The following is a 26866-nucleotide window of genomic DNA, read 5'->3' as shown; positions in this document are numbered from 1 at the left end:
AATATGATGAGCATGAGGTGATGGCGAATGGACTTTGCAAATAAATTGCAAAGCTATAGGAAACAGAGAGGAATGTCCCAGGAGAACTTGGCGGAGGTGATTGGTGTTTCGCGGCAAGCCGTGTCTAAGTGGGAATCAGGTCAATCCTATCCCGAAATGGATAAGATGATTAGTTTAAGTGAATTATTTCACGTAAGTTTGGATCATCTGGTGAAGGATGCTTCAAGCGATACCAAAGCAGAGCATGTCGCAAGCCCCGTATATGTAGATCTGAATTCCTTGTTTCATTATGAGTACAAAAGTAAGAGAACATGCTTTGGAATTCCTCTGGTTCATATCCATATCGGACGGGGGCTATACGTTGCCAAAGGGGTTATTGCCATAGGTAATGTTGCGATTGGTGCTGTATCTATTGGTATTGTTGCTTTGGGCGGATTATGTTTAGGTGCGCTTGCTTTAGGACTCATCAGTTTTGCAGGTCTGGCTCTAGGGCTTTTGTTAGCCGTTGGGGGTATTGCGGCGGGTACAATGGCCGTTGGTGGAATAGCATTGGGGATATTTGCTGTTGGAGGTTTAGCTGTAGGTATGTTCTCCTTGGGTGGTCTCTCTATCGCTTCCCATATTGCAATGGGTGGATATGCAAGCGGGCATATAGCTATAGGGGATACCGTAAAAGGTGCTTATACCTTTATTACTCAAGATAATAATTTCAACGACATCAAGGGGGAGGAGGTAAGAAAGTTAATTCAGCAAGAATATCCACATCTTTGGAAGCCCATTGTGCAGGGAATTATTTCAATCTTCAAATAGCTGATTAATTTGCGGAAATTTCTTAACGGTTGTTTCATATGGATATAATTTGGGTAATAAACGATTGGCGTTTGTCATATATGGATCCGGCAAAAATACTTGTTGCTCAGCAACAAGTATTTTGATTTTGTGTTGGATATTTGTGAAAATATAAAACCTGATATTAGATTTTTTGCTGAAAACCGAAATTTTTACAGAGGAGTATTTATTTGAAAAGCATTCATAAGCGCTTATTATTCTTGCTGCTTGTGTTTATAATTCTACCGTATTTTTTATCCGTGTTGTTGATCTATCGGCAGACGAAAGAGAATGTGGAACGACATGAACTTGAGAACAGCCAAGAGCAAATTCAGCAGGCGTCAGCCGATCTAGAGCAATATTTTGATGAAATCATTAATCTTCCATATATTTTATACCGAAATCCAGACTTATTCAGGGTGTTTGAAGAAGGGTTAGAAGAAGATTTTTATTTTAAGCAGCTTGAAATTAATAAGGGTATGACTAACTTCTATCTCATGAGGAGTGAAATTCGTCAGATCCGTTTATTCATAAACGAAGGGAAAAGTTCATTTACAGTTTATAATGCCATGTTAAGTTCCCGTAAAAGGAATCCGGATTTATTACAGCAAGCTTCCATTCAGAAGCTGAAGAGCTCTAATAGCAATTATCTTATTGAAGCTCCGCATCCGATTGAGAACTATAACGATACCTCCATTATGCCTCCTTCGGATAAAACATTGGTTTTGACGGTTCATCACAAAATCGTGGATGTCCTAACGCAGGAATTTCTGGGCGTCATCACTATAGATATTGATTTGGACAAGATTGCTCATATCGCTAATCATTTTCTACAGAAAAATAAAGAGAGCGTATGGCTTTCCGATGCGGAGAATCATGTCATTTACGCAAGTGAGGAGACATGGATAGGCAAAACCGTTCCAGATGAACTGCAAAGGAAAATAAGTCCAGCACAGGCAGCTGCTAAATCTCCAGAAGGAGATATTGTGTTTACTAGAACATTGCAGGAACCGATAAAAGAGTGGCATTTTGCTAAGGTAACCCCGAGCTCTTTTTTATTTGAAGATGTAAGGAAAACCGCCTATACAAACATTATTGTAGGTGTGGTTGTAGGTGGACTGGGCTTGATAATGATAACAATCATTTCATATGGATTTACACGGCCGATAAAACTGCTTAGTCAAAAAGTCCAGCGTATCGAGGGGAGGAATATGAATGCCCCATTCGACGATATGCGGGAGGACGAAATCGGTATTCTAGAAAGGCATATCAAGGAGATGATGAATCGGATCAACCGTCACATTGACCGGGAGTATAAGCTTGAGATAGAGAACAGGAAAAATCAGCATAGGGCGCTAAAGTCGCAGATCAATCCGCACTTTTTATTTAATTCTTTACAATCCATTGCTGCTGTTGCCCTACTCTCTGAATCTCCAAAAGTATATCAACTGATTACCTCGTTATCCAAAATGATGCGGTATTCGATTCGTGTGGATCAGAAGGCGACGGTTCAAAGCGAAGTGGATTATGTACAGGCTTATTTGAATCTTCAAGCGGAACGTTTTCAGACTGATTTTAGCTATTCCATTGATATACCTAAAGATATTCTTGATATTCCGGTTCCTAGTATGATCCTGCAGCCGCTCGTTGAGAACTTTTTTAAGCACTGTTATGACGAGGGCTATGAACAAGCTTACATCCATATTTATGGTGAAATACAAGGTGAATATTTGAATCTAGTCGTAGAAAATAACGGAAACAGCGTGACGGATGATGAACTTGAGGCATTAAAAAATAATCTCTACACACCGGTTAACGAAGGCAATCCTTCTTTTGCACATATCGGGTTAAAAAACATTCATGATCGCTTGGTTCTTCATTTCGATCAGACAGCAGGAATCAAACTGGATTCGATGCAGGGACAAGGGTTCACTGTACGGCTAGTAATTCCACTCTACCTAAAGGAGAAGTAACGTTTATGAAAGCTCTTATTGTAGATGATGAGTCTAATGTTAGAAAAATCATCCGTTTTTTGGGACGGTGGGAACAATACGGGATTACCGAAGTGCTGGAAGCCAGAAATGGTCTAGAGGCTAAGGCGTTGATTGAGCAGAAATCTCCTGAGATCATAATGACAGATGTCAAAATGCCCAAAAATAGCGGGATGGAGTTAATCGAGTGGTTGGCTGTTAAAGACTATCCGGGAAAAGTGATTATGATTTCAGGGTTTGACGATTATTGTTTCATGCGTAAAGCGTTTAAGCTGGGCTGCTTTGATTATTTGATGAAGCCAATTGAAGAGAAAATGCTGAATGAAACTTTAGAAGGGGCGTTGAGAGCCTGGGAACAAGAAGAGGGAGACCGTCGCAATATGGAGTCCGGATTTTATGAAGAGGTAAAAATGTTTCGCTTAAACAGGGAGATTACTGCTGCTTGTAACGGTGAAGCTTTTGATGCAGGCGAAATTGCCTCGGCTCTCCCACAGGCAGACGTATACGACTTCACCATGATGTATTTTTACCAATCTCATTATTCGGAGCCATACATTCAGCTTTTGACCGAAGAACTGGCTACACGGGAGTGGGGAAATGCATTTACGCTTCAAAATGATCCTAATGTCTGTGTGATTCTGTCCCTTCATGGACAGTTTTTCCCGATAGAGGAATGGATTACCCAGCATTTTGATATACCTGTTCGTTTGGTTAGCGGCCCTTCCATCCAATCGCTCGCAGAGATATCGTTATCTTTTCAATCTGCGCAAAGGTCTATGGCTGAACAAAATTTTAGAGCAATCCATCGTTTGGCGGATTTAGATGATGTTAGGCGTATGAATGATATTGTCGCATTTGTTGATGAGCATTATATGGAAGAGTTAAGTTTGGACAAATTATCCACCCGTTTTTTTCTGAGCCGAGAACATATCTCGCGGAGATTTAAGCAAGAAGTAGGGATGACTCTTACTAACTACGTCATTCATTTACGAATAAATCAAGCGAAACAGTGGTTACTAGAATCGGATGAAAAGATGTACTCGATTGCCTTAAAGCTAGGGTATCAAGATGAGATTTATTTCTCTAAGCTGTTCAAAAAAAACGTCGGTATGACGCCTGCTGAATATCGTAATTCACAGGGAGCAAGAGAAATAGACGCGGAAGTCAGGATAGCCAATACATAAGTTCATTGTTGAATGCATCTGGGGGAATTATGAAAATAAAAAGGGTTAAATGGATTATCGTGGGGTTGATTACGCTAACGCTTTCTTCATGTGGTGCGCATACACGTCCACTGAAGGAAGCGGATTTGAAGGTAGCGGATAAGACAGTCACTTTGGAGGTACTGAATCCTAAAGTGGAAATCTCTATAGAATTCGAGCAGATGGTTAAGGAATATGAAAAGGAAAACCCGAATATTAACGTGGAAATTCTAACCTTTGGCGGAGGAGCTAACTACCTTGATGAGCTAAAGGCGAGGTTAGCGGCCAATGTTGGTCCTGATATTTTTCCAAATGGCGGTTATGAAGAAGCGAAGGCATGGAGTAGATATCTAGAAGATTTATCGGATCAACCTTGGGTCGAACAGGCTTATGACGAGGCGCTAGAACCGATGAAGATGGACGGGAAAATATACGGGATGCCGATCAATTTTGAAGGCTACGGTTTTATTTATAATAAGGATTTATTCACAAAGGCTGGGGTTACTCCTCTCCCGACAACGTTTACTGAATTAAAAGAGGCGGCGAAAAAGCTGAAGGCTATAGGTGTGACTCCTTTTTCTGTTGGGTATTCCGATCATTGGTTTTTTGTCCTCCTGTTGAATATTGCTATTGCACAACAGGAGGACCCGGATGCTTTTATTCAAGGGTTAAACAACGGAACACAATCTCTTCGAGAGAATAAGGAAGTTAAAGATGTCATTCGGATGCTGGATTTGACCGTACAATATGGTAACGAAAATTTTTTGACAACAGATTATAATTCGGAAGTTGAGTTATTTGCAACCGGGAGAACGGCGATTCTAAAACAAGGGAATTGGGTTCAGTCTAAAATTGATCAAATATCGCCGAATATGAATATCGGTTTTTTACCCATGCCTATTAATGATGGTGCCAAAAATAATGCGTTGCCAGTAGGGGTATCTAATAATTGGGCTGTTAATAAAGAATCTTCGCCAGAAAAGAAGAAGGAAGCCAAAAAGTTTTTGAACTGGATGGTTTCGTCGGAAACAGGGAAAAAGTTCATGAAGAATCACTTTCATTTTATTTCAGCTTTTAAAAATATAGAGACGGACCGTTCGGGAGCGCTTGTAAAAGATCTTATGCGATACGTCGATGAACAGAAAACTTTATCTTGGAATTGGTTCAAATTCCCTCCCAGAGCAAGAGAGGAGTTTGGCTATCTTATGCAAGCTTATGTAGGAGAGCAAATCAATCGGGATCAATTGCTTCAAGAGCTTCAAAAATCGTGGGATACCCATGTGAAGCAATAAAACCAAATCAATATAACCCTGTAAATGCATCAATTCACGACATATTCATAACGTCTACTCTTCATTAGAATTTAAAAGGGGAACAGCACAAAGGAAGATCGAAACCCAAATTTAAAGTATAAGAGGAGTTAGATGATGAATTTCAAGAAAATGATTAAACAAACAACAATCCTAACCTTTACAGCTGCTTTAATGTTAGGTGGAGCTACTCAAACCTTTGCGAAGGGAAATAACAAGCCGAACAAGCCGGAGTACAATGACTATGGTTTCTCTCATATCACTCGCGCTGACATGTTGAAATTACCCAAACAACAAAATAGCAAACAATTCCAAGTCCCCAAATTCGATGCTTCAACGATTGAGAACATTCCTGCCGCCGTTAAGTTCGATGAGAATGGAAACAAAATTGAAATGGATGTTTGGGATACTTGGCCGCTGCAAAATGCAGATGGAACTGTAGCAAGTTATAAGGGGTATCAAATTGTTTTTGGTCTGGCGGGCGACCCTAATAATGGATCAGACACATTTATTTATTTGTTCTATAAGAAAGAAGGAGACAACTCTATCAGCAGCTGGAAGAATGCCGGCAGAGTGTTTAAGGATAGTGACAAACTTGTTCCTGATGATTATGTTTTAAACAATCAAGCCGAAGAATGGTCCGGTTCAGCAACCATGACATCTGATGGCAATGTTCGCTTGTTTTACACCAATCGTCATCCTTGGGATCCAGATCGCGGATTTTACGGGAAACAAACTTTAACTACAGCTCAAATTAATGTTTCTGCCCCGGATAAGGATACCCTTAAGATTGATGGCGTAGAAGATATGAAATCCATCTATGACGGTAATCAAGGTGAAATTTATCAAAGTGTTGATATCACCGGTTTCAGCAAAGGCGATTACGACGATAATCATACCTTAAGAGATCCTCACTATGTGGAGGATAAAGGCCACAAGTATCTTGTGTTTGAAGCAAATACAGGGACAACTACGGGTTACCAGGGTGAAGAATCTCTCTTTAACAAAGCTTATTATGGTAATAGCAATGCCTTCTTCCAAGCTGAGAAAAAGAAATTACTAAGCAGTGCTGACAAAACATCTGCGGAAACCGCGAATGGTGCGCTCGGTATCATTGAATTAAATAATGATTATACATTCAAAAAAGAAATGAAGCCGCTACTTGCCTCCAACACCGTGACAGATGAAATTGAACGTGCGAACATATTTAAATTGAATGGCAAGTGGTATCTGTTCACAAGCTCAAGAGGTTCTAAAATGTTTATTGATGGCATTGATGATGAAGACATCTACATGCTCGGGTACGTATCTAATTCTTTAACCGGACCTTATAAACCATTAAATGGTACAGGACTTGTCCTCCATCAAGATCTTAATGCTTATGATATTACCTGGACTTATGCTCACTTTGCGATTCCGCAAGTGAAAGGGAATAATGTAGTCATCACAAGTTACATGACAAACAGAGGTTACTTTGGGGATCATCATTCCACTTTTGCCCCAAGCTTTGTGCTGAATATTAAAGGCTCCAAGACTTCAGTTGTACCGAACAGCATTTTGGAACAAGGGCAATTGACGCTTAAAGGTAACAAACCGTATTAAATCATTTACAAAGTAAATGCCAATGTAGTTGGCGTTTACTTTTCTTTTTATAAGCTAAGATTAGCAATGTGAAAAAAGCGAGGTATATTTTGAATAAGAAAAAAATGATAGGAATCACTATATTCATCCTTTGTTTAATTTGTATTGTGACGATAGTATTAGTAACTTATGAAGCTGGAGAGAAGAAGAAGCCGGGGACCGATGATCGTGAACATAAACCTACCACTCGGGCTAGCTATCATTTCACTGTACCTGAGCATTGGAAAAACGATCCGCAGAAACCCATTTATTTTGATGGTAAATATCATTACTATTATCTCTATAATGCTGATTACCCGGATGGAAATGGTACAGAATGGAGACACGCCACATCAATGGATTTGGTGAGCTGGGCAGATGAAGGCGTTGCGATTCCAAAATATACAACACCCAATGGTGATCCCTGGTCAGGATCTGTTGTTGTTGACGATAGCAATACAGCAGGTTTTGGCGAAGAGGCTATTGTGGCGATTTTAACACAGCCTTCTGCAGAGGGGGGGAAGCAAGAACAATATTTATGGTTCAGTACGGATCGTGGGCTGACGTTTAAATCTTATAGTGATGATCCTATTTTGCCAAATCCGGGCACAGAAGATTTCAGAGACCCGAAGGTAATATGGGATCAACATTCTCATAAATGGGTGATGACGCTAGCCGAAGGTACGAAAGTGGGCTTTTACGAGTCTGACAATTTAAAGGATTGGCACTACACAAGCGGCTTCGAAACAGAAAATATCGGAATTGTGGAGTGTCCTGACTTCTATATGATGCGGGCGAATGATGGCACTTATAGATGGGTTCTTGGGGTCAGTGCAAATGGTAAGTCGATAGGTAAACCCAACACGTATGCCTACTGGACTGGAGATTTTAATGGGAATGAATTTATCGCGGATTATCATGAACCACAGTGGCTAGATTATGGATTTGATTGGTATGGTGCTGTGACTTTTGAAGAGGGAAAGGACAAGGATCAATACAATCATCGATATGCTTTGGCCTGGATGAATAATTGGAATTACCCTCATGTTACCCCCAATCTTAACGAAGGTTTTAACGGAATGGATTCAATCGTACGTCAAATAAAATTAACACGAGATGAAGAGCAGTCGTATCAGTTAGTATCACAGCCCATCGAAGCATTAGATCAAATGGTAACTTCAACGGATTCCTTGCAACAAATAAAAGTGAACGGCTCGTCAACACTTGATATCACAGGCGAAAATTACCAGCTCGATGCAGATCTATCTTGGTCAGAGAGTACCAATGTAGGCTTAAGACTTCGTGAATCCGCAGATAAGACGCGCCATGTGGACGTAGGAGTGTTTGTTGAAGGACAATATTCTTATGTTAATAGAGCCTTCACTGGACAACCTGATGAGAGTGACAGATATCTTGAAAGCAAGGCCCCCTTTGATGTGAACAAGAAAAAAGTGCATCTGAAGATCCTTGTGGATAGAACAAGTATTGAAGTTTTTATAGATGATGGTGAAATTGTATTTTCTAATGAAATCTTCCCGGAAATAAATGATCAAGGCATTACCTTGTTTTCTGAAGGTGGCACCGCGATTTTTAATAATGTTGTAATTAAGCATTTTGGCAAAGATTAGAATGAATATACAGAATTTTTCTAATTCTTGCGCAATAAGAGGGCACTCCAACCTATGGATGTCCTCTTTTTTTATTATAAGTACGTAATATTAAACCTAATTCACGAAGGAATACATAATTGTTAAACTCTATCTTGAATTCTAGAATGATGTTATTGGCATCACGTGCCAGAGGGATGGCTGCTTAGTGGAGAAGACGAAGGTTCGCTGCGGATACAGGTTCCGAAAAGCTTGGTGCGCGGAAACGATTCGCTGTTCGTCTCTCGGGGTGCAGATCCTACAGTGGCATCAAGCTTCACTATGAATATCAACGTAATCGACCCGCTGGCAGTGTATTACGAGACCTTTTATGAGGAGTCTACTAAGGAGATAAAAACCTACATGGATGTTACTAATCAGTCTACAAGCAATTTCAGCGGTTCAGTGGAAGCTGACTATGAGACGGAACGATCTACCCGAGGTACTTATACTTCAACTGTGGAAAATCTGGAGCCGGGTAAGAGCGTTCGTCTTGAGATTCCTGAGCTGGCAAGAGGCCAGCGGTCGCTTAAAGTTTTTAATGATATAGGTACCTTATTGCAATCGGCAGTTGATACTTTTAACGTGCTTCTGTTGCCGAAACTCAGTCCGCCTGTCCAAATCGATGGCAACTTGTCGGACTGGGGTAATCAAGCTCCCTTTGATGTGAAGGATGTCAAAATCATGGGCTGGCAAGGAGAGCAGGATCTCAGCGCCAAGGGTTCCTTAGCGTGGGATGCCGACAATCTTTACCTTGGGGTAGAAGTTATCGATGATCATCATGCACAGTCAGCATCAGGAGATGCCATCTGGAGTGGGGACAGCATCCAGATTGGAATTGGCATTGCCAACGCGGATGGAACGGTGCCTTCTGAGTACCATGAACTCGGTGTGGCTCGCGGAAATACAGGCGGATTAATCAAATGGTGCTGGTTGGCACCCAAGGGGTTTAATTTGGGTGATGCTATAGAATTACAGTATGCGGTGGAACGTAAAGATTCAAAAACCAGCTACGAATTAGCCATTCCCTGGCGTGAACTAAAGTCCGACGATGTACAGGTGAAGCCGGGAATGAAGCTGAAATTTTCGTTATTGGTCAATGACAATGATGGTGAGGGGCGCAAGGGCTGGGTGGAATATAACAGCGGCATTGGTTCGGCTAAGGATGTTGATGCTTTTGGTGATTTATTTTTGCATTGACATATTATGCTGTTAACACTATGATATGAATGAAAAAATAATTATTCATTCACGGAGAGACGAAAAGTGGAAGACAAAAAAACTAAGATATACGAATGCGCGAAAGAGCTATTTAGCAATAAAGGCTTTAAAGACACGAATGTTTCTGGCATTACCACAATGGCTGGAATAGCTGTAGGAAGTTTTTACAACTATTATCCCTCTAAGGAAAAGCTTTTTATGGATATTTTTTTAGAGGAAAACGAAAAGCTCAAAAAAAGCTGTATGCAATCGCTGGATATGAGCCAAAGCCCATTAGCACTAATACGGCAGATGATGGCGCTTAATTTGGAAGGTATGATAGCCAACCCCATTCTTAAGGAATGGTATAACAAAAGTGTTTTCGTAAAAATCGAACAGTTGTACCGGGAAGAAACAAACATTCAGGTAAACGACTTCTTGTATGATAGCTTCCATGAAATCATTAAGCAGTGGCAAGCCGATGGTAAAATGCGCAGTGATATGGATAGTAAAATGATTATGATGATTTTCGGCGCAATGATTAATGTGGAAACCCACAAGGAAGAAATCGGGCTGGAGTATTTTCCACAACTTTTGGACAATATGCTGGAACTAATTATGAAGGGTTTGACAGACTGCCCCTAATACACTTATGGTGCAGTTTTTTTTCTAGTGAAATGAATGAATTATTAAATATTCATTCAAATTTTAAATCAAGAGGAAGGAGGCAATCATGTGAGTAAGAGAAGAGGAAAAAAGCGAAAATTCAATAAATGGATTATTGTTCTCAGCATTCTATGCGGGATTACAGTCATAGGTTGGATAGGTGGTATTCTCTTATCTGCTCCGGGAAGGCATGAAGTTCAGCAGCTTACTATCAACGCCATAGATATACAGAAACTGCGGGAGGGCAGCTATGTGGGGGAATACATTGGCATCAAAGATCATTCCAGAGATACCAAGGTGAAGGCCACAATATCTGCTGGACGGCTGTCAGATATCAAAATACTCAAAGGTGCCTTGGACAAAACAGGGAACCCTGCTGAACTGAAGGGTGGGCTAAGCATTGGTGATTTGTTTGGTCATGTGATTGAATCGCAGTCTCTTCAGGTGGACGTTATCAGCGGGGCAACGCTTACCTCTAAAACACATCTTAAGGCACTCGAAAATGCCCTACTGCAGGCGGAGACGAAATAATTCATTTTAAGGAGAATTTTTATGAACATTGCAGTCATTTCGTATTCTTTCACAGGTAATAATGAAGCATTAGCAAGGAGTGTGGCGAAAGCGTTGTGGGCTGAATATATCCGAATCTCGGAAGCTAAACCCCGAACACTCGGTAGGATTACCTTTGATATGATTTTTGACAGGATACCGTTGGTTCAACCGAAGCCTGAGCAAATAGGAAAATATGATATTATCCTATTTTTTGGACCGGTTTGGATGGGGAAAGTGGCCACACCACTCCGTGCCTATTTAAAGTACTTGAAGAAAAATCCGCAAAAGTATGGTTACCTTTCAATCAATGGTGGAGCTGACGGTCCAAATCCGAATGTGCCAGGGGAGCTCAGAAAAAGAACTGGAGCAGACCCTGTTGTATTCATCGAGCAGCATATTGCAGATCTGATATCGGCAGATCACAAACCTGCACGTAAAGATACCTCAGCTTATAAGTTAAATGAGGGCGATATTAATCAATTAACTGGTAAAATAGTGAAGAAAGTAAGGGATATGATCTAGCTATTGAGCTCCAGCGAGACGAACAGAGAAACGGCAAAGCTGCCGTTTTTTTGTTTTCTCTGCAATCTGGTAGAAATTGTTCTATTATAAAGTGTTCCTTCAATTCGCTAGATGGTATGATAGGTATGGGAGGGAATTATAAAATGAACAATGAGACGACTAATGAAAATGAAATAACAAATGAGAATGAGGAAGTAAATGATAATACAGAAATGTCTGAAGAGGATATGGCACAGCTGCTAAAGGCTGTTCACCATAACGGTCTTGTAGCATTGAGAGTACACTTTAAAGATGTTGAAGGACAAGTATTGAACATGGAAGCCTACGGCCCTGTTTTTGTTTTTCACGTGAAAACTGAATTAGATCAGGTGTATTCCTGCGGATTTTTTCTGCGCGAGTTAATTGCAAGATTCCAGTCGGGTAAGGATCCGGCAGCATGGATGGCCTCATTCTTCGTTGAGCTGATGAAAATTGAGGGAGGCAAAACACTTCCAAAACCACCAGCAAGTGAAGAAGAAGCAAAAGGGATCATTGACAATGTGTTAGTTCCGCTTTGTATTGAGGAAATTACCCAAGAATTTGCTCCAGAAAAAGTGCATGTCGGGCTAGCTTGGAACGAGAAATTGGGACCAGTCTTCGAGGCTGGATTTCCAGCAATAACCGATGGGAATAACGTATGCGCATTCCCGCTTCATCTGTTGCTGACTCATTTGCAATTGAACCGGGATCCATCCGAACTGCTTGTTCAAGGCATGTATAACATCCGCAAAGAACATGGATTGGAGTAAAACAGGCTCTGAGCCTTGACCATCCATAACCCAAAGAAACGGCAGAAATGCCGTTTCTTTTTATTTTGACATTCAAAGAGTAGATCCTTGCTTAATGAATTCATTCATATCTACTTTGAACTGATAGTAAGCTGATAACCTGCTGCTTGAAGGTTTCGTTCACATCAGCTTCGGACTGTATAGCGCTTATCTTTGCTCTTTAGCTCCATTTACCGAACTCGCGGACCGTATAGCACTTATTGTCAGTTTATTGCCTATAAAAGTAGGAGGATTAGCCAAATAGTTGCATCTCAGTCCGTTAACAGAAGAATTCCCTTGAAAATGAACCAATAACGTCTCCTCGGTCCGATAGGCCTTGGTGTTGCTGGATTATATAAAGAAACTGTAAATACTTTTCAGATATTTTAGGATAAAATTTCATTTACTGAATACGTTTGCGGACCAAGCTATATGTACAGCACCACTATACTTTTTCCGAAAAATAACCGAAGGTGTGGTAACAAGATGAAATATCTAGTTTCAATACTACTAATTGCTGCAGTGATAGCATCTGGTTGTTCCAATTCCACTCCAATCCCTCATCCAACTTCTAATCAGGAAACTTCTCCTTCTCCTTCTCCTTCTCCTAATCCAAATACAAATACAAATTTGAATTCTGATACTGATTCTTCAGATAACCGCAGAGAAGATACTGTGTTCCTCAACAAAAATATAGGTTGGAAAGCAGTCTATCGTTTTCAAGGAATGTCACGTGAAGATATGGAGCTTTATACAACTAGTGATGGGGGAGAGTCTTGGAAGGAGATAGGGGATAGCTTACAAGTAGGAAGTACTCTTCCTAGCGGGGTGAAATCGGGACTTACTTTTGTTAACGAAAAAGAAGGCTGGATTACAACGAATGCGCCTTGGCAGGGAAAAGTTGGTTTATATAAAACAATGGATGGTGGAGTTACCTGGAGTGAACAGACAGTCACAGTGCCGGATGAGTTAGTAAACTCGCAAATCTATGCTTATCCTCCCCTCATTCTTACGAAGGATCAAGGAATCTTAATTACTCGGCCCGCTGAAAATGAACATACATTGTTATATATAACGATAGACGGGGGACAACATTGGAAATCATTCCTTGACGATCAAAAGGACCAGTATGTTGGTATCGCATGGACGCTCTCAGAGAGTATGGCGACGGTAAAATACGCAGAGAAAACCTGGACATTAAGCATGCAGAACTATGGAAAATGGTCCCTTTAATCGAAATGTTGGCATATTGCGTTTAGAAAAGACGTACACATCAAATGAAGCGAGGCGTTAACCTGACTCTGGCTGTTATAGCTGTTTATGGGATAACGTTTTGTTTTATCCATTATTCGAAACCGGTTTCAAATGTGCGAGCGCGCCGCGCAATGAAATCAGTAGGAGGAAAAGACGATGTTACGAAAAGGAAAAATGTTAAGTCTATTTCTGCTGTTCACCCTCTTAATTGCTTGGGTACCTACAGGGAGTTCAAGCGCGGCATCAAGCTGGAATCTGGCATGGAGTGATGAATTTGATGGGAATTCTCTGAACACTAATAATTGGTCGGCGGAAATAGGTACGGGTAGCGGGGGTTGGGGAAACAATGAGCTTCAGTATTATACCAGTCGTCAGCAGAACCTGCAGGTAACGGGTGGGAATTTAGTGATTACTGCACAAAAGGAGTCGTATGGGGGGATGAATTATACCTCTGCACGGATCAAAACACAGGGACTCAAAAGCTTCACCTACGGAAAAATCGAAGCTAGAATCAAATTACCTTCAGGACAGGGACTCTGGCCAGCATTTTGGATGCTTGGGGCGAATATTGATTCAGTGGGTTGGCCGAAATCTGGGGAAACGGACATTATGGAGCGTGTGAACAATAATGCTTTTGTTAACGGGACGGTACATTGGGATGCCAATGGGCATGCCGAGTACGGTCAGGTATCTGGTAACCTTGATTTCTCACAGTACCATGTGTACAGCGTGGAATGGGATGCGAATTATATAAGATGGTTTGTAGACGGCAACCCGTTTAATGCTTTTTATATTGAGAACGGAACCGGAAATACGGAGGAGTTCCAGAAACCTTTCTTCATCCTGCTAAACCTTGCCGTGGGTGGAAATTGGCCGGGAAGTCCAAATGCTTCAACTGCTTTCCCAGCTCAAATGCTGGTTGATTACGTACGTGTGTATCAGGCTGCGCCTACCTCAAGCATTGTTAGTGGTGGAATTTACACTTTAGCTGACAAGGCTAGTGGTAAGGTTCTGGACGTAGTGGATGTATCCACAGCAAGCGGGGCGAAAATGCAGCAATGGACCAATTACACTGCCAATAATCAGAAATTTAAAGTGGAGAGTACAGGCGACGGTTATTACAAGCTTACGGCAGTGCATAGTGGAAAAGTGTTGGATGTGCCGAACTCATCGACCGCGAGCGGTGTACAGCTGCAGCAGTGGGATGACAATGGTACCAACGCTCAGCGATGGAGCATTATTGATGTTGGAGGGGGCTATTATAAGCTTATTTCAAAAGTGAGCGGATTAGCCATGGATGTATCCGGAGCATCAACAGCCGATGGCGCAGCTGTCCAGCAGTGGACGGATAACGGGAGTGATGCTCAGAAATGGTTTTTTACGAAAGTGAACTAAAGAAATGCCGCCCCATATCAAATGGGGCTTTTTCTAATCGGTCTAATTTGTTTTAAATCGGATAAAAGAATAGGGGTTAAGTTCAACTGAACAATTTTTATTTTCTGCTTGTGTCTTTTTCGGGTGAGGTGTGGTTTTAAAGGGCTGCTTTTCCGTTTTCTTCGTCTGATTTTGGCTCTGGTGATTCTCCAAGGGGTTAGCTTTAGAAATTGCTGATATAGGGATGAACCCGCGGAATCTTTATTCCAGCATTTATCATCTCCCGCAAAATGGATGATTTTGTTAGTGAAATCATGGTCCGGAATGTTTGTGTTGAACGAATTAAAACGGATATCGAGGGGGAGGTAATTCCCACCAAAAACCGCATTCAGAACATCCTGATCTGGCATGGTGACATCAGGAAAGGTACGTAGGAAGTTTAGCATTTCTTCGTACCAGTTGGTATTCTGGCGGATATTATGCAAAGAAAATAAAATCACTCCGGAATTAAAATAAAGATCAGGATTTAATCCTTTAGCGCTCACAATATGAGCAACCTCTCTAATTCCCTGGTCCCAAATTGCGGCCAAATACTTGTCATCCAGTTCAACCTGCCATAATTCAGCTATGTCCATATTCACTAATACATCGCAGTCCAGATAGATGATTTTGTCCACGGGTATTAGTGCAGGAAGAAGCAATCGATACATACATGCCTGCGTCCATACATTAATGGAGTTAACATTGGCTAACACCTGAGTTAGATCATCGGGCATAGTGATTGAATAAAAGCTAATGGAATGGTTATGTTTTGTGGTTAATGCGCTAAGCCTGCGCTTATTAGTTTCACTTAAAGAAACATCATGTAAAATATGAATATGAATTGGGGAACTCGTATGATGAAAAATTGACGCTAGAACGACTCCGGCATGTTCAGCATATTTCCCATCCTTATCTTGAAAAGCCAAGGCGATATCGATCATTTGATTTATCCTCTCTTCACGTTTGTGTACGAATGTACCACAGTATACGTTCGCCTTGATCAGAGGACAGAGACATTAAACCCAGAATATTCACCCAATTTGATGTGAACACCAAAAAACCAAGTGCTGAATCTCAGCAACTTGGTCGGCTAAGGACCTCAATCTTTATTTTCGCAGCTTAATTTGATCTACGTGATGATTGTTGTCCTTATGCATTATAAGATCTGCACGATTTCGGGTGGGCAGAATATTTTGCTGCAAATTAACGTAGTTTATTTCTTTCCAGATCCGCTTTGAGATTTCAATAGATTCCTCTAGAGACAGCTGTGCATATTTTTTGAAATAAGATTGTTCATCTTGGAAGGCAGTATCTCTGAGTTTAATAAACCGATCAATGTACCATGTCTCGATATCGTTTACATCAGCATCCACATAAATAGAAAAATCAAAGAAATCAGATACAAAATAGTTAGGCATATTATGATTATTTGTAATCGCAGTCTGAAGAACATTTAAGCCCTCAACAATTAGAATATCCGGATTCTCAATCGTAATATATTCATCTGGCACAATATCATAAGTTAAGTGAGAGTATACAGGGCTTTGGACCCGCGGCACCCCAGACTTCACATTCGTTAAAAAAGAAATTAAAGTACGCGTGTCGTAGCTTTCAGGAAAGCCCTTTTTCGTCATTATACCGCGCTTTTCCAGCTCTGCGTTGGGATGTAGAAACCCATCAGTCGTAACTAAATCCACTTTTGGATGGGAAGGTAATTGTGAGAGGAGTTTTTGTAGGAGTCTGGCCGTAGTGCTTTTCCCAACAGCGACACTTCCCGCGATACCTATAATAAATGGACCTTTTTTTAGATCATTGTTCAGAAAGTGATTTATAGATTCATTAAATTTATGAGCAGATAGAAGTTGCAGATTTAGCAAATTGGACAGAGGAAGGTAGACCTCGTTAACATCCTCGCTGGAGATCTTTTCATTAATACTTTGGACTTCCATAAGTTCTTCTTCTGATAATTGGATAGCGGTGAAATCGCTTAGTTTTTTCCAATCCTCACGTAAATAAAGTGTATATGCTGAATTATTCACCATTAAATTTTCCACATCCCTGAAGTTTTTAGAGATTTCTTATGCACTTAGGTATTATAACCGTTCATACAGCTTCATTCCATTCATTGTAATCGACATTATTATGGACATTAAGGAGATTGCATTTCAGTAAATGGGAAAATCAATTAAAATATAGAATATTAGGAAAAATGGGGTGGGGCAATGGGAGTTTTTCGAAAAGTTGAATTATTGCAGGATTACACACGCACGGAAATGTTCCAAGAAGAGTCAGAGGGAAGGAAAATAGTTATAAGTATTTATTATCCGGATACAGAGGGTGTATTAATTAAAAACGCATCTGAAATGAAATATATGGAGCTTTTCCGGCCCTGTGAACAACAGGCGAGAGAGCTTCTACAAGATATTGGTATGAACATGGAAATCATAAATACATTATCTACCTCAATCAGCGATCGGACCTTTCAAAGCAAATCTAAACGCTCCTATCCAGTCATCATCTACTCACCTGCATTAGGTTTAGATAGAGATATGTATATTTATAATATAGAAGCGCTGGCCAAGCAAGGTTTCATAGTGGTAACGGTCAGTGCTGCGTACGAAGCTATGTTTACTGTTTGCCCTAGTGGAGAATTTATTAATCAATCCGAAGCCATGAGGCAAATAAAAGCTGCGGATTATACCGATTTACATAACTTAATTTCCATTCGAAAAAAAGATATCCAATACGTTCTGGATCACCTGTCCACGCTTAATTCTATGGAACAAGAGGTGATGGGCTTATTTGATATGAATAAGATTGGGATTATCGGCCATTCCATCGGCGGTGCTGCTGCATTAGATTTAACTATGGAAGACGATAGAATTAAAGCTGCTATTTTATTAGATGCAAGCATGCACTTATATATTGAGAGTGAAGAGAAGAACAATACTGTGCCGCTTCTTGTATTAAGGCAAAAGGCCTCCACCTTAGAATCCTTAAGTAATATATTACAGGAGGAACTGGCAAATGATTTCATCAAAGGACAAGAGGCGCTTTTTCAGAATTGGAAGGGATATAAATCTTTTCTGAAAATACGAAATGCTACACATATGTCATTTAGCGATCTGCCCCTTTATGAGGAAGGAGAGACTTTAAAACAAAGAACCTGTGAAATTCATACTTGCTTAAATGAGCTTATAAGTAAGTTCCTTTTGGAGCATCTTTTAGATCAGGGGCAAGGTTATGTGGCATTAATTAGTGGAGATCATAAAGATTTTTGTGAGATCCATGGTAGTGGAGAAGAAATTCTGTAAATTAGCAATAAACTCTCCTTTGTTTATACCGATAAACATATATAAGGGAGGGAATTATGAATGCATTCTGCTCAGTCTAATGAGAAAATATGTAATCATATTGAAAAATACATAGGTGTTATTGATAATGTTTTTAAAGAAATTATTTCAGGTGTTCTGTCGATAGATATTCTAATTCTTGATCCGACGCCTGAGCGGAACTTCTATACTTTAATTACTTCTGGAATGAGCGAATTACCGATGACGGTGCCAGAAGGTGCAGAAGAATATCAATATGCTGAACTAATGATTTGTCTCCCTCCTACCTGGAAGCTGTCGGATGAGGCTTTTAAGGATGAACGGAATTATTGGCCGATTCGAGCCCTGAAAACAATGGCTAGGTTTCCGCATGAATATAATACATGGCTTTATATGGGGCATACGCTTGTGAACGGTAATCCCGCGCAGCCTTATAGTGAAGATACAGGATTTCAAGGGATGTTCGTTTGGGTTCCAGATGTAAAAGATAAAGCCGGCTTTTTTAATTTAGAAATGAGCCATGAGAAAGTGGTGCACTTTTATACGTTAATTCCGCTCTATGGGGAGGAGTTAGATTATAAAATCAAGCATAGCGAGGAAGAGTTACTACATAAGTTAAATAAGATTGGGGTTACGGATGTCTTGGATCCTTCCCGTAAAAATAGTTGTAAGAAGTTATGGGGACTCTTTTAAACACAAAAAAAACGGCTGAGAGCCGTTTTTTTATTTTTTGATTCCAAAAGCAATCCAGCGACCATCTACATCTTCGATCACAAATTCTTTGTTATTATAATCGGTGTTTGATAAAGAACGAACAATATGAACACCGGCGGCTTCGAACTCCTTCTCCAACTCTTCTTGCTGTTTCGTAATAAAATAGGCATCGTATCCATAACCGTACAACTCTCGATTGGGAATGACCTTTTGTCCATGGGATTGCGTAAGGATAATCTCTGTATCGTCGCGATACAAACAAAGATGTGGTTCTTGTGTATCTAAATAGGGCACAGCTTTAAAACCTAAGTACTGGCTGTAGAAGGCAGCAGTTTGCTCAATATTCAAGGTAGGGAAAATACTATGCGATTGTAAGAGCTTTTTGTCCACGAGTGAGGTCATCCTTTCAAAGAAAAATAGATATCCATATATTACCTCAAGGTAGAAGTTTCAACAATACATGGAGTTTCCATTAAGCAGAAGATTATTCACGGTTGACACCATCGCTGTTCTATAATAATATACATGCATGAGCATGCATTTATACAATATATAAGATGAAGTTAGAAACTCATGTTCACTGGTAGCATTGATCATACTATACTTAGTTTTTTATAAAGAGGAGAGATATCATGAAGGACTTGTTCACCCCGTATGAATTGAAGGATTTGAAGCTGAAGAACCGCGTGGTTATGCCTCCGATGTGTCAATATTCAGTGTCTAACAAAGACGGAATTGCTACGGATTGGCATTATAATCATTACGTAAGTCGCGCCGTTGGCGGAACCGGATTAATTATTATTGAAATGACGGACGTGGAGCCTGATGGACGGATTACTGATTTTGATCTTGGCATTTGGTCTGATGAGCAAATTCCTGCACTGGCCAGAATCGTTGAAGCTTGTCATTCTTATGGCGCTAAAGTAGGTATTCAAATTGCACACGCCGGACGTAAAGCAGAAGATGCAGCAGTTCCTGTATCCTCATCTAACGTTCCTTTTGACGCTGACTCCAAAACACCACGTGCATTAACAACTGAAGAAGTGAAAGCTATGGTTGAGAAATTCCGGTTGGGCGTGAAGCGGGCGATACAAGCGGGATTTGATGTTGTCGAGCTTCATGGAGCGCATGGTTATCTTATTCATCAGTTCCATTCCCCTCTAACAAATCAAAGAACAGATGAATATGGCAAGGATTTAACACTGTTTGGTACAGAAGTCATTCGCGCAGCAAAAAGTGAAATGCCGGAAGGAATGCCATTGATTATGCGTATCTCCGCCCAAGAATATGTTGAGGGCGGGTACGGTATCAAAGAAAGCTTGGAATTTAGTAAAGCTTACAAAGAAGCGGGCGCAGATATTTTCCATATCAGTGCAGGTGGTGAAGGTCCTATCGCAGCGGCCGGGAAACCAGGGACGCATGCAGCTTATCAGGTTCCTTTGGCTAGAGAAATCAAGTATGGCTTGAATGTTCCAGTTATTGCGGTTGGCAGATTGGATGAGCCTGTACTTGCTAATGCCGTGATTGGGAATGAGGAAGCTGATCTTGTTGCCGTGGGCCGGGGCATGTTGAGAAATCCATACTGGACGCTGGAAGCAGGGGTTGAGCTTCAGAAAGATGCCGGTATTCCCAGACAATATTCTTTTGGGTTTCCAAGAATTAATGGGTAAAGACTAATTTAAATAGTGTGAAGTCTAAACAAAATAATTGTAAAGTGTGGAGGGGCCGGCTTCTTGGAGAAACGGTCTCTCCTCTTTTTTAAAATAAAATAAAGTATAAGTATCGAACCTATACTTTATGTATGGTTGTGGATTGTAGTACTATTATATAGAAGGAAAAGATCATGAAAAGCCATACACCCGGGAGATGAATAATAAAATGGGCGACATTCTTAACAATGACCTTATAACGAGTTGGTTGACGTTAACGCATATACAAATGAATGTGACGAATGAATTGGAAGCTAATCTACAAGCCAAACATGGCTTATCCTTAAAAGAATTTTATTTGCTGTTATTTTTGTCGGAAGCGCCGGAGAAGAAACTGAAATTGCAGAAACTCGAAGCTATGGTGGGTTTAAGCCAGAGTGCAGTTTCCCGACTGGTTAGTCGGTTTGAGGCCAAAGGCTGTGGCGCTTTAGAAAGAAAAGCGTGTGATGCTGATCGCAGAAGTATCTATACTGCCTTGACTGCCATTGGCGAAGACAAGCTCCTTCGTGCACAAGATACCTTTCAAGAGACCCTGCTTGCAGCTTTTCCAGAAAAAGATGTGAAAGAGCTTTTGGATCAAATGCTTCGCATGAAGCAACAGTCATGAATTCACAATAAAACCTCTGTTTTGGTAAATGGACCGAATCTCCATTTCCCATACAGAGGTTTTTTAGTGTAAGGCGCTATTTACATCCTACCGGTTCATACTACTGTTGCTGGGATAGCCGGTAATAATTATAGTCTTCATGTTCAATCGTAATCTCGTCAAGAAGCTCGAAACCACATTTTTGAATGACTCTATTAGACGGGATATTGTGCTTCAGAGCAATGGCACTTAATACATCGGTAGAGCTATTATCAAACAAATACTTAATTAATCCCTTGGCAGCTTGAGTAGTGTAGCCTTTACCGCGATGATCCTTGGATATGGCATACATAATCTCTCTGTTAGGAACGGGCAATTCATCCTTAATTCCTGTACAACACCAACCAATAAACTCACCGGACTCTTTTAAAATTATGCCTAAACGAAGACGAAGCTCTCCGATATCTCCGCCCGCTGAGATCGCTTGAAGAAACTGCTGGTTCTCTTTTATTTCATAGTTTATTAACCAGTCCAACCGTTGTTCTTTAGGAACATTCCAATCTGGCAAGAATTCAATAATTTCAGGCTGTAGAGTAAGCGCATGAAACTCTTCTAAATCCTCCACGCTATATTCCCGCAAAAAAATATCTTTACAATCAATCGTAAATAAATCATTGGAATTGGCCTCTTCATTCACAACCTCGCTCAACTTTCACCACTCCTTTATTAACTAACAGATATTTTACCATGAAACAATTGATTGATTTGGTAATATTTGATTATAAAAATTGTTTTCTTTTATTTCACATAAATATTAATTGGTTAATATATTAATTGACTATAAAATATGTTATTATGTTTCGTATAAACGGCAATGAACTAATTTGGTTAGGTTTTTAAGATTTCTACTATAAAGATAACAGGTGATCTTCTATGAAAAATGACAACGGTAACAAATTTATTAATGGTAGTCTAATTGCGCATTATAAGTTTGATAATCCAGAGGATGTAGGTCAAGATTTCTCGGGGAACGGCAATGATGGAACCGCTTCAGGTACTAAGCTGCCGGCTATTAAATCCGTAGCAGGTAGACAAGCTGTTTCGCTTGCTGGGGGAGAACATGGCACATCCTATATTTCATTACCTAACGATCTGCTTAAAGAGGTCAGTGACCATACAGGAATCACGATTTCGACCTGGATGTATGTAAGCAAAGCTTCAAGCTTATGGGAAAGAATTTTTGATTTTGGTAAAGGTGAAACTGGACCTTATCTTTTTGTAACCCGCAATTTGCGGGGCACTTGTTTTGCAGGGGAAGACTTAATTGCAGATCCAGGGAAATCCTTTGCGACTGATGAATGGGTACACGTTTCCTTTGCAGTTACAGGCACAAAAGGTGGAACACTAAGCAGTGCAGGACCTGTGATGTATGTAAATGGTGAAGTAGTCGCGGATGGCATGATCAGCCAAACCTCTAGTGGCACATATGCTAAGCTGCGCACATGGTTTGCTACTTTTGAAGATCAACTGAATTATAGCAATAATACAATCGGGAAATCCCAGTACGCGGCAGATGTTGATTTTGGCGGCTATATTTCGGACTTCCGTGTATATAAAGCAGGCTTAACTCAAGATGAAGTGATTGAAATCATGTGCGAATCCTTGACGGATGAAGATATCGTTAAGCTTGCAAAAGATAAATACTTGACCTTCCCAAGCTCGATTATTACCAAAGATATCGAATTGCCAGCTTCGCTGATGGGCGGGAAAGTTGACGTATCTTGGGTTTCCAGTGATACCAAAGTCATTTCTAATGAAGGCGTTGTGAATAAAGGAGTTCAATCTGCTCAAGGCGTAACACTTACAGCACATTTGAAAAAGGGAGCTAGTATAGTAGAAAAGAGCTTCACTGTGTCTGTGCTTCCGGAAGATTTGCCACCTTACACCTTAACAATTGACGGCAATCAGGAGATTTTGGATGTTAGCCAAATTCTATATGGTTTATTCTATGAGGACATTAACAATGCAGCAGATGGTGGGATCTATGCAGAGCTAGTGCAGAATCGCTCCTTCGAATCTTTTGCTTTTGACAGCTATTCGCATGTATGTGGTGTACATGGTGCTTCCACCGGAAGAAATTATACACCTCTTCACGCATGGTCTGGGGATACAGACCAAATGACTGTCCATAATACAGGCGGATTAAACGATTTCTTCGGCATCGATGATAAAGATATGAATGCGCATTATGTGACGGTAGCGGATGGCGCGACTATTAATAATAGAGGTTTCGCCGATTCCAATCAGCAATGCTCGATGTTTATTCAGGAAGATGCCAAGTACAACTTCACGATTTGGGCGAAGGCAGAAGCAGCGGGCACAATTACCTTGCAATTGCTCGACAAAGACGGTAAAGCCATCAGCGATACTAAAGTTGTTGAAGTAAACGGTGACGGCAGCTGGAAGAAGTATGGTGTCGATTCAAAGCTTGTATTAACAGGATCTGAAACTGTGCTTGGTCAGCTGGCTTTAACCTTTAACGGTGAGATCTCTATTGATATGGTTTCCTTAATTCCTGATGACGTTTGGGGCGCTGGTGAAGAGGAACGTTCTGCTACAGCTCATGCTAACTATAAAGGAAATTCAAACTATAGATTGCGAAAAGACTTAGTGAATGCACTCGTTGATCTTCATCCTACCTTCCTGCGTTTCCCTGGGGGTTGTATTTCTGAAGGTTCTCACATTTGGGAGAACGTGTACGATTGGAAAGAGTCCGTCAACGATATCGAATTGCGCAAAGAGAACTATAACGTATGGGGCTACATGATGACCATGGGTCTTGGATATATGGAGTATTTCCAATTAGCCGAGGATTTGAACGCAACACCACTTCCGGTTATGGCCTGCGGCGTACTCTGTCAAGCTCGTTCGGATTATGCGAATCCAGCTGGCGGTGCGTTAAGAGATTATTATGTGAAGAACTTTACAGATCTGATTGATTTTGCGATTAGCATGGATTTTGACAATAATGAGTGGGCTGCATTGCGTAAAAAGATGGGCCATGAAGCAGCGTTTGACCTGCGTTATTTGGGTGTGGGGAATGAAAACTGGGGTACAGAGTTTTTTGCTAACTTCGAATATTTTAAAACAGTGATTGATGAGTATATGGCGAAGAACTATCCTGATCATGAATTGACTATTCTCTCTACTGTAGGTGCACAGGCAGATGATGATGCTTACCAGCAAGGTTGGAAATTCCTAAGCGGAAATTTACAGGGCTCGGAAAAAATCAGCTTTACGGATGGCACATCGAGCATCGAAGAGACTGTTACCTGGTACGAAAAACAAAAGAACTACATGGATACTATTGCGGATGAGCATTACTACCGTTCCAATGAGTATTTGTTAGAGAATGCTGATCGTTACAACTACTATTACAGAGCGTATAAGGAAGACGGCAGCTTGGATGAGGCAGAAACTTCAAAGGTTTTTGTGGGTGAATATGCTTCCACAGATAAAAACACATTGGCAGGAGCTGTTGCTGAGGCGGCGATTATGTCCAGCTTCGAGAATAACTCTGATGTGATTAGATTGGCGGCAACGGCACCATTGTTCAACAAGGTTTTGACAGATGGCACCTATAGATGGACACCGGATTGTATCTGGTTCGATGATGAAACCGTATGGTACACACCGAACTATTATGTTCAGCAGCTGTATGCTAAATACCTGGGAACCAAAGTGGTTGGCACCTCATTTTCGACTTATCGCAACGGGGAGAAGGTAGAACTCATTCCTCATGGAGGAATTGAAGTGGCTGCCGGGAAATCAGCTGTGATCGTGAAACGGGTGAAAGTGACTTCGAATGTAGATGGCAGTGTATGGTTGGATCAAGATTTCACGCAGCCGCTGGATGAAGCTTGGAAAGTGATTCCTGGCTCTGCCGGATATACGATTGATCCTTCCAAAGGTCTGGTGTTGAAAGCGCAGAATGGCGGATTGAATGGATTGTATATCCTTAATGACGCGTGGACTAATTATAAAGTAGAGGTTGTAGCTGAAAAAGCTTCTGGCGAAGATGGCTTCTATGTAGGCGCAGGTCTGACAGAAATCTCACCGGAAAATAAAGATGTTATCGAATATGCGATTGGCTACAATGGCGATGCCACAGGAGTCAAGGTGTACAAGCAAGGGATTGAGGCTTATACTCTCGGCGATTATTCCTCTAGTACCGCTGCTGGTAACCTTAGAGCCAGTTGCTATGAAGAGCTTGAGGATCATACGGAATATACCATCACCGTTAATTATGGTGGAGCAGATGGCAAACATTTGATTTGCTCTTATACAGATGGCAAGGTAACAAGCAAAGTACTGGATTATAAGCTTGAGGCTTATAACAGAGAGGTATATAATTCCGTAACTAAAGATGATAAGCATATTTATGTGAAGCTTGTAAATGCGGATGGTGTAGAAAAAGCAACGAAGCTTGATCTAAAAGGCTTAAAAGTAGCTGCTACGGGTAAACGGATTACTTTAACCGGAGACGCTTCACTGGTTCATACACCTAATGTGAACAGAAAAAATGATGAGAAGGTTACACCGGTCGAAACGGAAATCGTAATTGATAAAGACACGGCAGTTGTGAAGCTAGCTGCCAATTCCGTGAATGTGATTGTTCTGGATCTAATTTAATAGAGAATATGCTGTTCAACACGCGCCGATCTTTTTGTTCGGCGCGTGTTGTTGTTTAACAAGCCTCTAAATCGGTTGATGATTATATAGAGAGAACTGTCCACTTGCTTGATGAATCTCAGAATCTATCTTACACTGGTGAAAGTATAATCACCGACTGACCCTCCAGCCCGCGATCCTCCCAGATGTTTTATCCACAGCTGCCTTCATTACTCCAGAATACAGTGCATACCCCCTAGCCCCTAAAAAGGAGAACGATAAAATGATGAAATCATTCAAAACGGACTGGAAAGCAAATCTGAAAAATCCCCAAACGATTATGGCCTTGTTTACTTATCGTTATGGAAATTGGGTGTATTATCGAGTGAAGAATGGCATCGTGCGAAAACCTTTGTGGCTTTTGTATCGGATAATGGATGTGCTTTTTGTCCGTATTCTTGCGAATGGCGAGCTTCACGCTCAAGCTCAAATTGGTGACGCGCTTCATTTACCGCATGGTTTAAATGGGATTATCATTAGTCCTAAAGCGGTGCTTGGAAGCCATGCTACTATTTTTCATCAAGTGACGATTGGCGGGAGAAATAACTTAGGAGAGCCAGTGATTGGAGACAGAGCTTTTATTGGAGTAGGCTCCAAGATTCTTGGACCGGTTGTCATTGGTAACGATGTTAATATCGGGGCCATGTCTGTAGTGGTAAAGGATGTGCCGGATAACGCTTCGGCAGTAGGTATTCCTGCTAAAAATATATTGCGGAGTGAACCGAAACCAGAGAATACAAGATAAAGACGTCAGGTTCTAGTACATAGGGTACGCGTGCGC

At 40.9% G+C, this 26866-nt stretch carries 23 protein-coding genes; 19 read left to right on the top strand and 4 right to left on the bottom strand.

Annotated elements, in window-relative coordinates:
• Positions 1-27 precede the first annotated feature (27 nt).
• The 13 genes from MHH60_RS19875 (at position 28) to MHH60_RS19815 (ending at position 14992) form a co-directional block, all read left to right on the top strand.
• A complete protein-coding gene (locus tag MHH60_RS19875; RefSeq protein ID WP_036679206.1) occupies positions 28-810 on the top strand; it encodes a helix-turn-helix domain-containing protein in 783 nt (260 codons plus the stop codon).
• A gap of 209 nt (positions 811-1019) precedes the next feature.
• Positions 1020-2801 (top strand): cache domain-containing sensor histidine kinase, encoded by a 1782-nt coding sequence (locus MHH60_RS19870; RefSeq protein WP_076133976.1) that lies wholly within the window; start codon positions 1020-1022, stop codon positions 2799-2801.
• A 5-nt stretch (positions 2802-2806) separates the two neighbouring features.
• Entirely contained in the window at positions 2807-4003 is a 1197-nt protein-coding gene (locus MHH60_RS19865; RefSeq protein ID WP_076133977.1) for a response regulator transcription factor, read from the top strand.
• 29 nt (positions 4004-4032) lie between these two features.
• Positions 4033-5313 carry an ABC transporter substrate-binding protein gene (locus tag MHH60_RS19860; RefSeq protein ID WP_076133978.1) on the top strand — a complete coding sequence of 427 codons (1281 nt, stop codon included), beginning with the start codon at positions 4033-4035 and terminating at the stop codon, positions 5311-5313.
• A 135-nt stretch (positions 5314-5448) separates the two neighbouring features.
• Positions 5449-6933, top strand: coding sequence for a glycoside hydrolase family 68 protein (locus tag MHH60_RS19855; RefSeq protein WP_076134085.1), 1485 nt, complete (start codon positions 5449-5451; stop codon positions 6931-6933).
• A gap of 89 nt (positions 6934-7022) precedes the next feature.
• Positions 7023-8579 carry a glycoside hydrolase family 32 protein gene (locus MHH60_RS19850; RefSeq protein ID WP_370511470.1) on the top strand — a complete coding sequence of 519 codons (1557 nt, stop codon included), beginning with the start codon at positions 7023-7025 and terminating at the stop codon, positions 8577-8579.
• Between the two features lie 165 nt (positions 8580-8744).
• Positions 8745-9797, top strand: coding sequence for a sugar-binding protein (locus tag MHH60_RS19845; protein ID WP_076133979.1), 1053 nt, complete (start codon positions 8745-8747; stop codon positions 9795-9797).
• Positions 9798-9863: 66 nt separating this feature from the next.
• Positions 9864-10442, top strand: a complete 579-nt coding sequence (locus MHH60_RS19840) for a TetR/AcrR family transcriptional regulator (protein WP_076133980.1) — start codon at positions 9864-9866, stop codon at positions 10440-10442.
• A 90-nt stretch (positions 10443-10532) separates the two neighbouring features.
• The gene (locus MHH60_RS19835; protein ID WP_076133981.1) at positions 10533-10994 is read left to right on the top strand and encodes an FMN-binding protein; all 462 of its coding nucleotides are present in this window, start codon (positions 10533-10535) and stop codon (positions 10992-10994) included.
• A 21-nt stretch (positions 10995-11015) separates the two neighbouring features.
• Entirely contained in the window at positions 11016-11537 is a 522-nt protein-coding gene (locus MHH60_RS19830) for a flavodoxin family protein (protein ID WP_076133982.1), read from the top strand.
• A gap of 143 nt (positions 11538-11680) precedes the next feature.
• Positions 11681-12325 (top strand): hypothetical protein, encoded by a 645-nt coding sequence (locus MHH60_RS19825; protein WP_076107537.1) that lies wholly within the window; start codon positions 11681-11683, stop codon positions 12323-12325.
• 504 nt (positions 12326-12829) lie between these two features.
• Complete coding sequence (locus MHH60_RS19820) at positions 12830-13576, top strand: WD40/YVTN/BNR-like repeat-containing protein (RefSeq protein WP_076133983.1); 747 nt, start codon at positions 12830-12832, stop codon at positions 13574-13576.
• A 177-nt stretch (positions 13577-13753) separates the two neighbouring features.
• Entirely contained in the window at positions 13754-14992 is a 1239-nt protein-coding gene (locus MHH60_RS19815; RefSeq protein WP_076133984.1) for an RICIN domain-containing protein, read from the top strand.
• 17 nt (positions 14993-15009) lie between these two features.
• Here MHH60_RS19815 and MHH60_RS19810 read toward each other — a convergent pair whose 3' ends face one another.
• Positions 15010-15954 (bottom strand): glycosyltransferase family 8 protein, encoded by a 945-nt coding sequence (locus MHH60_RS19810; protein ID WP_076133985.1) that lies wholly within the window; start codon positions 15952-15954, stop codon positions 15010-15012.
• A 165-nt stretch (positions 15955-16119) separates the two neighbouring features.
• Positions 16120-17055 (bottom strand): type I pantothenate kinase, encoded by a 936-nt coding sequence (coaA, locus tag MHH60_RS19805; RefSeq protein ID WP_076133986.1) that lies wholly within the window; start codon positions 17053-17055, stop codon positions 16120-16122.
• Between the two features lie 180 nt (positions 17056-17235).
• On the opposite strand from coaA, the gene MHH60_RS19800 reads away from it, so the two are divergent.
• Complete coding sequence (locus MHH60_RS19800; RefSeq protein ID WP_076133987.1) at positions 17236-18327, top strand: alpha/beta hydrolase; 1092 nt, start codon at positions 17236-17238, stop codon at positions 18325-18327.
• A gap of 60 nt (positions 18328-18387) precedes the next feature.
• Positions 18388-19038: a suppressor of fused domain protein gene (locus MHH60_RS19795; protein WP_076124958.1), complete on the top strand. Its 651-nt coding sequence runs from the start codon at positions 18388-18390 to the stop codon at positions 19036-19038.
• Positions 19039-19068: 30 nt separating this feature from the next.
• On the opposite strand, the gene MHH60_RS19790 is transcribed toward MHH60_RS19795, so the two are convergent.
• Complete coding sequence (locus tag MHH60_RS19790; RefSeq protein WP_076098496.1) at positions 19069-19449, bottom strand: VOC family protein; 381 nt, start codon at positions 19447-19449, stop codon at positions 19069-19071.
• Positions 19450-19691: 242 nt separating this feature from the next.
• Here MHH60_RS19790 and MHH60_RS19785 point away from each other — a divergent pair, with 242 nt between their 5' ends.
• Entirely contained in the window at positions 19692-20729 is a 1038-nt protein-coding gene (locus tag MHH60_RS19785; protein WP_076133988.1) for an NADH:flavin oxidoreductase/NADH oxidase, read from the top strand.
• Between the two features lie 208 nt (positions 20730-20937).
• Positions 20938-21375: a MarR family winged helix-turn-helix transcriptional regulator gene (locus tag MHH60_RS19780; RefSeq protein ID WP_081388887.1), complete on the top strand. Its 438-nt coding sequence runs from the start codon at positions 20938-20940 to the stop codon at positions 21373-21375.
• A 100-nt stretch (positions 21376-21475) separates the two neighbouring features.
• Here the strand turns inward: MHH60_RS19780 and MHH60_RS19775 are convergent, their stop codons facing one another.
• A complete protein-coding gene (locus tag MHH60_RS19775) occupies positions 21476-22051 on the bottom strand; it encodes a GNAT family N-acetyltransferase (RefSeq protein WP_076134087.1) in 576 nt (191 codons plus the stop codon).
• Positions 22052-22287: 236 nt separating this feature from the next.
• Between MHH60_RS19775 and MHH60_RS19770 the strand changes: the two genes are divergently transcribed.
• Positions 22288-26046 carry an alpha-L-arabinofuranosidase C-terminal domain-containing protein gene (locus MHH60_RS19770; protein ID WP_076133989.1) on the top strand — a complete coding sequence of 1253 codons (3759 nt, stop codon included), beginning with the start codon at positions 22288-22290 and terminating at the stop codon, positions 26044-26046.
• A 262-nt stretch (positions 26047-26308) separates the two neighbouring features.
• Positions 26309-26830: a serine O-acetyltransferase gene (locus MHH60_RS19765; RefSeq protein ID WP_036679239.1), complete on the top strand. Its 522-nt coding sequence runs from the start codon at positions 26309-26311 to the stop codon at positions 26828-26830.
• Positions 26831-26866: the final 36 nt, after the last annotated feature.

It is taken from the genome of Paenibacillus sp. FSL H7-0716, from assembly GCF_038002705.1.
GTDB classification, from domain to species: domain Bacteria; phylum Bacillota; class Bacilli; order Paenibacillales; family Paenibacillaceae; genus Paenibacillus_AQ; species Paenibacillus_AQ odorifer.
Note: the sequence above shows the minus strand (reverse complement) of the source record. Positions and strands in the feature narration are given on the sequence as shown.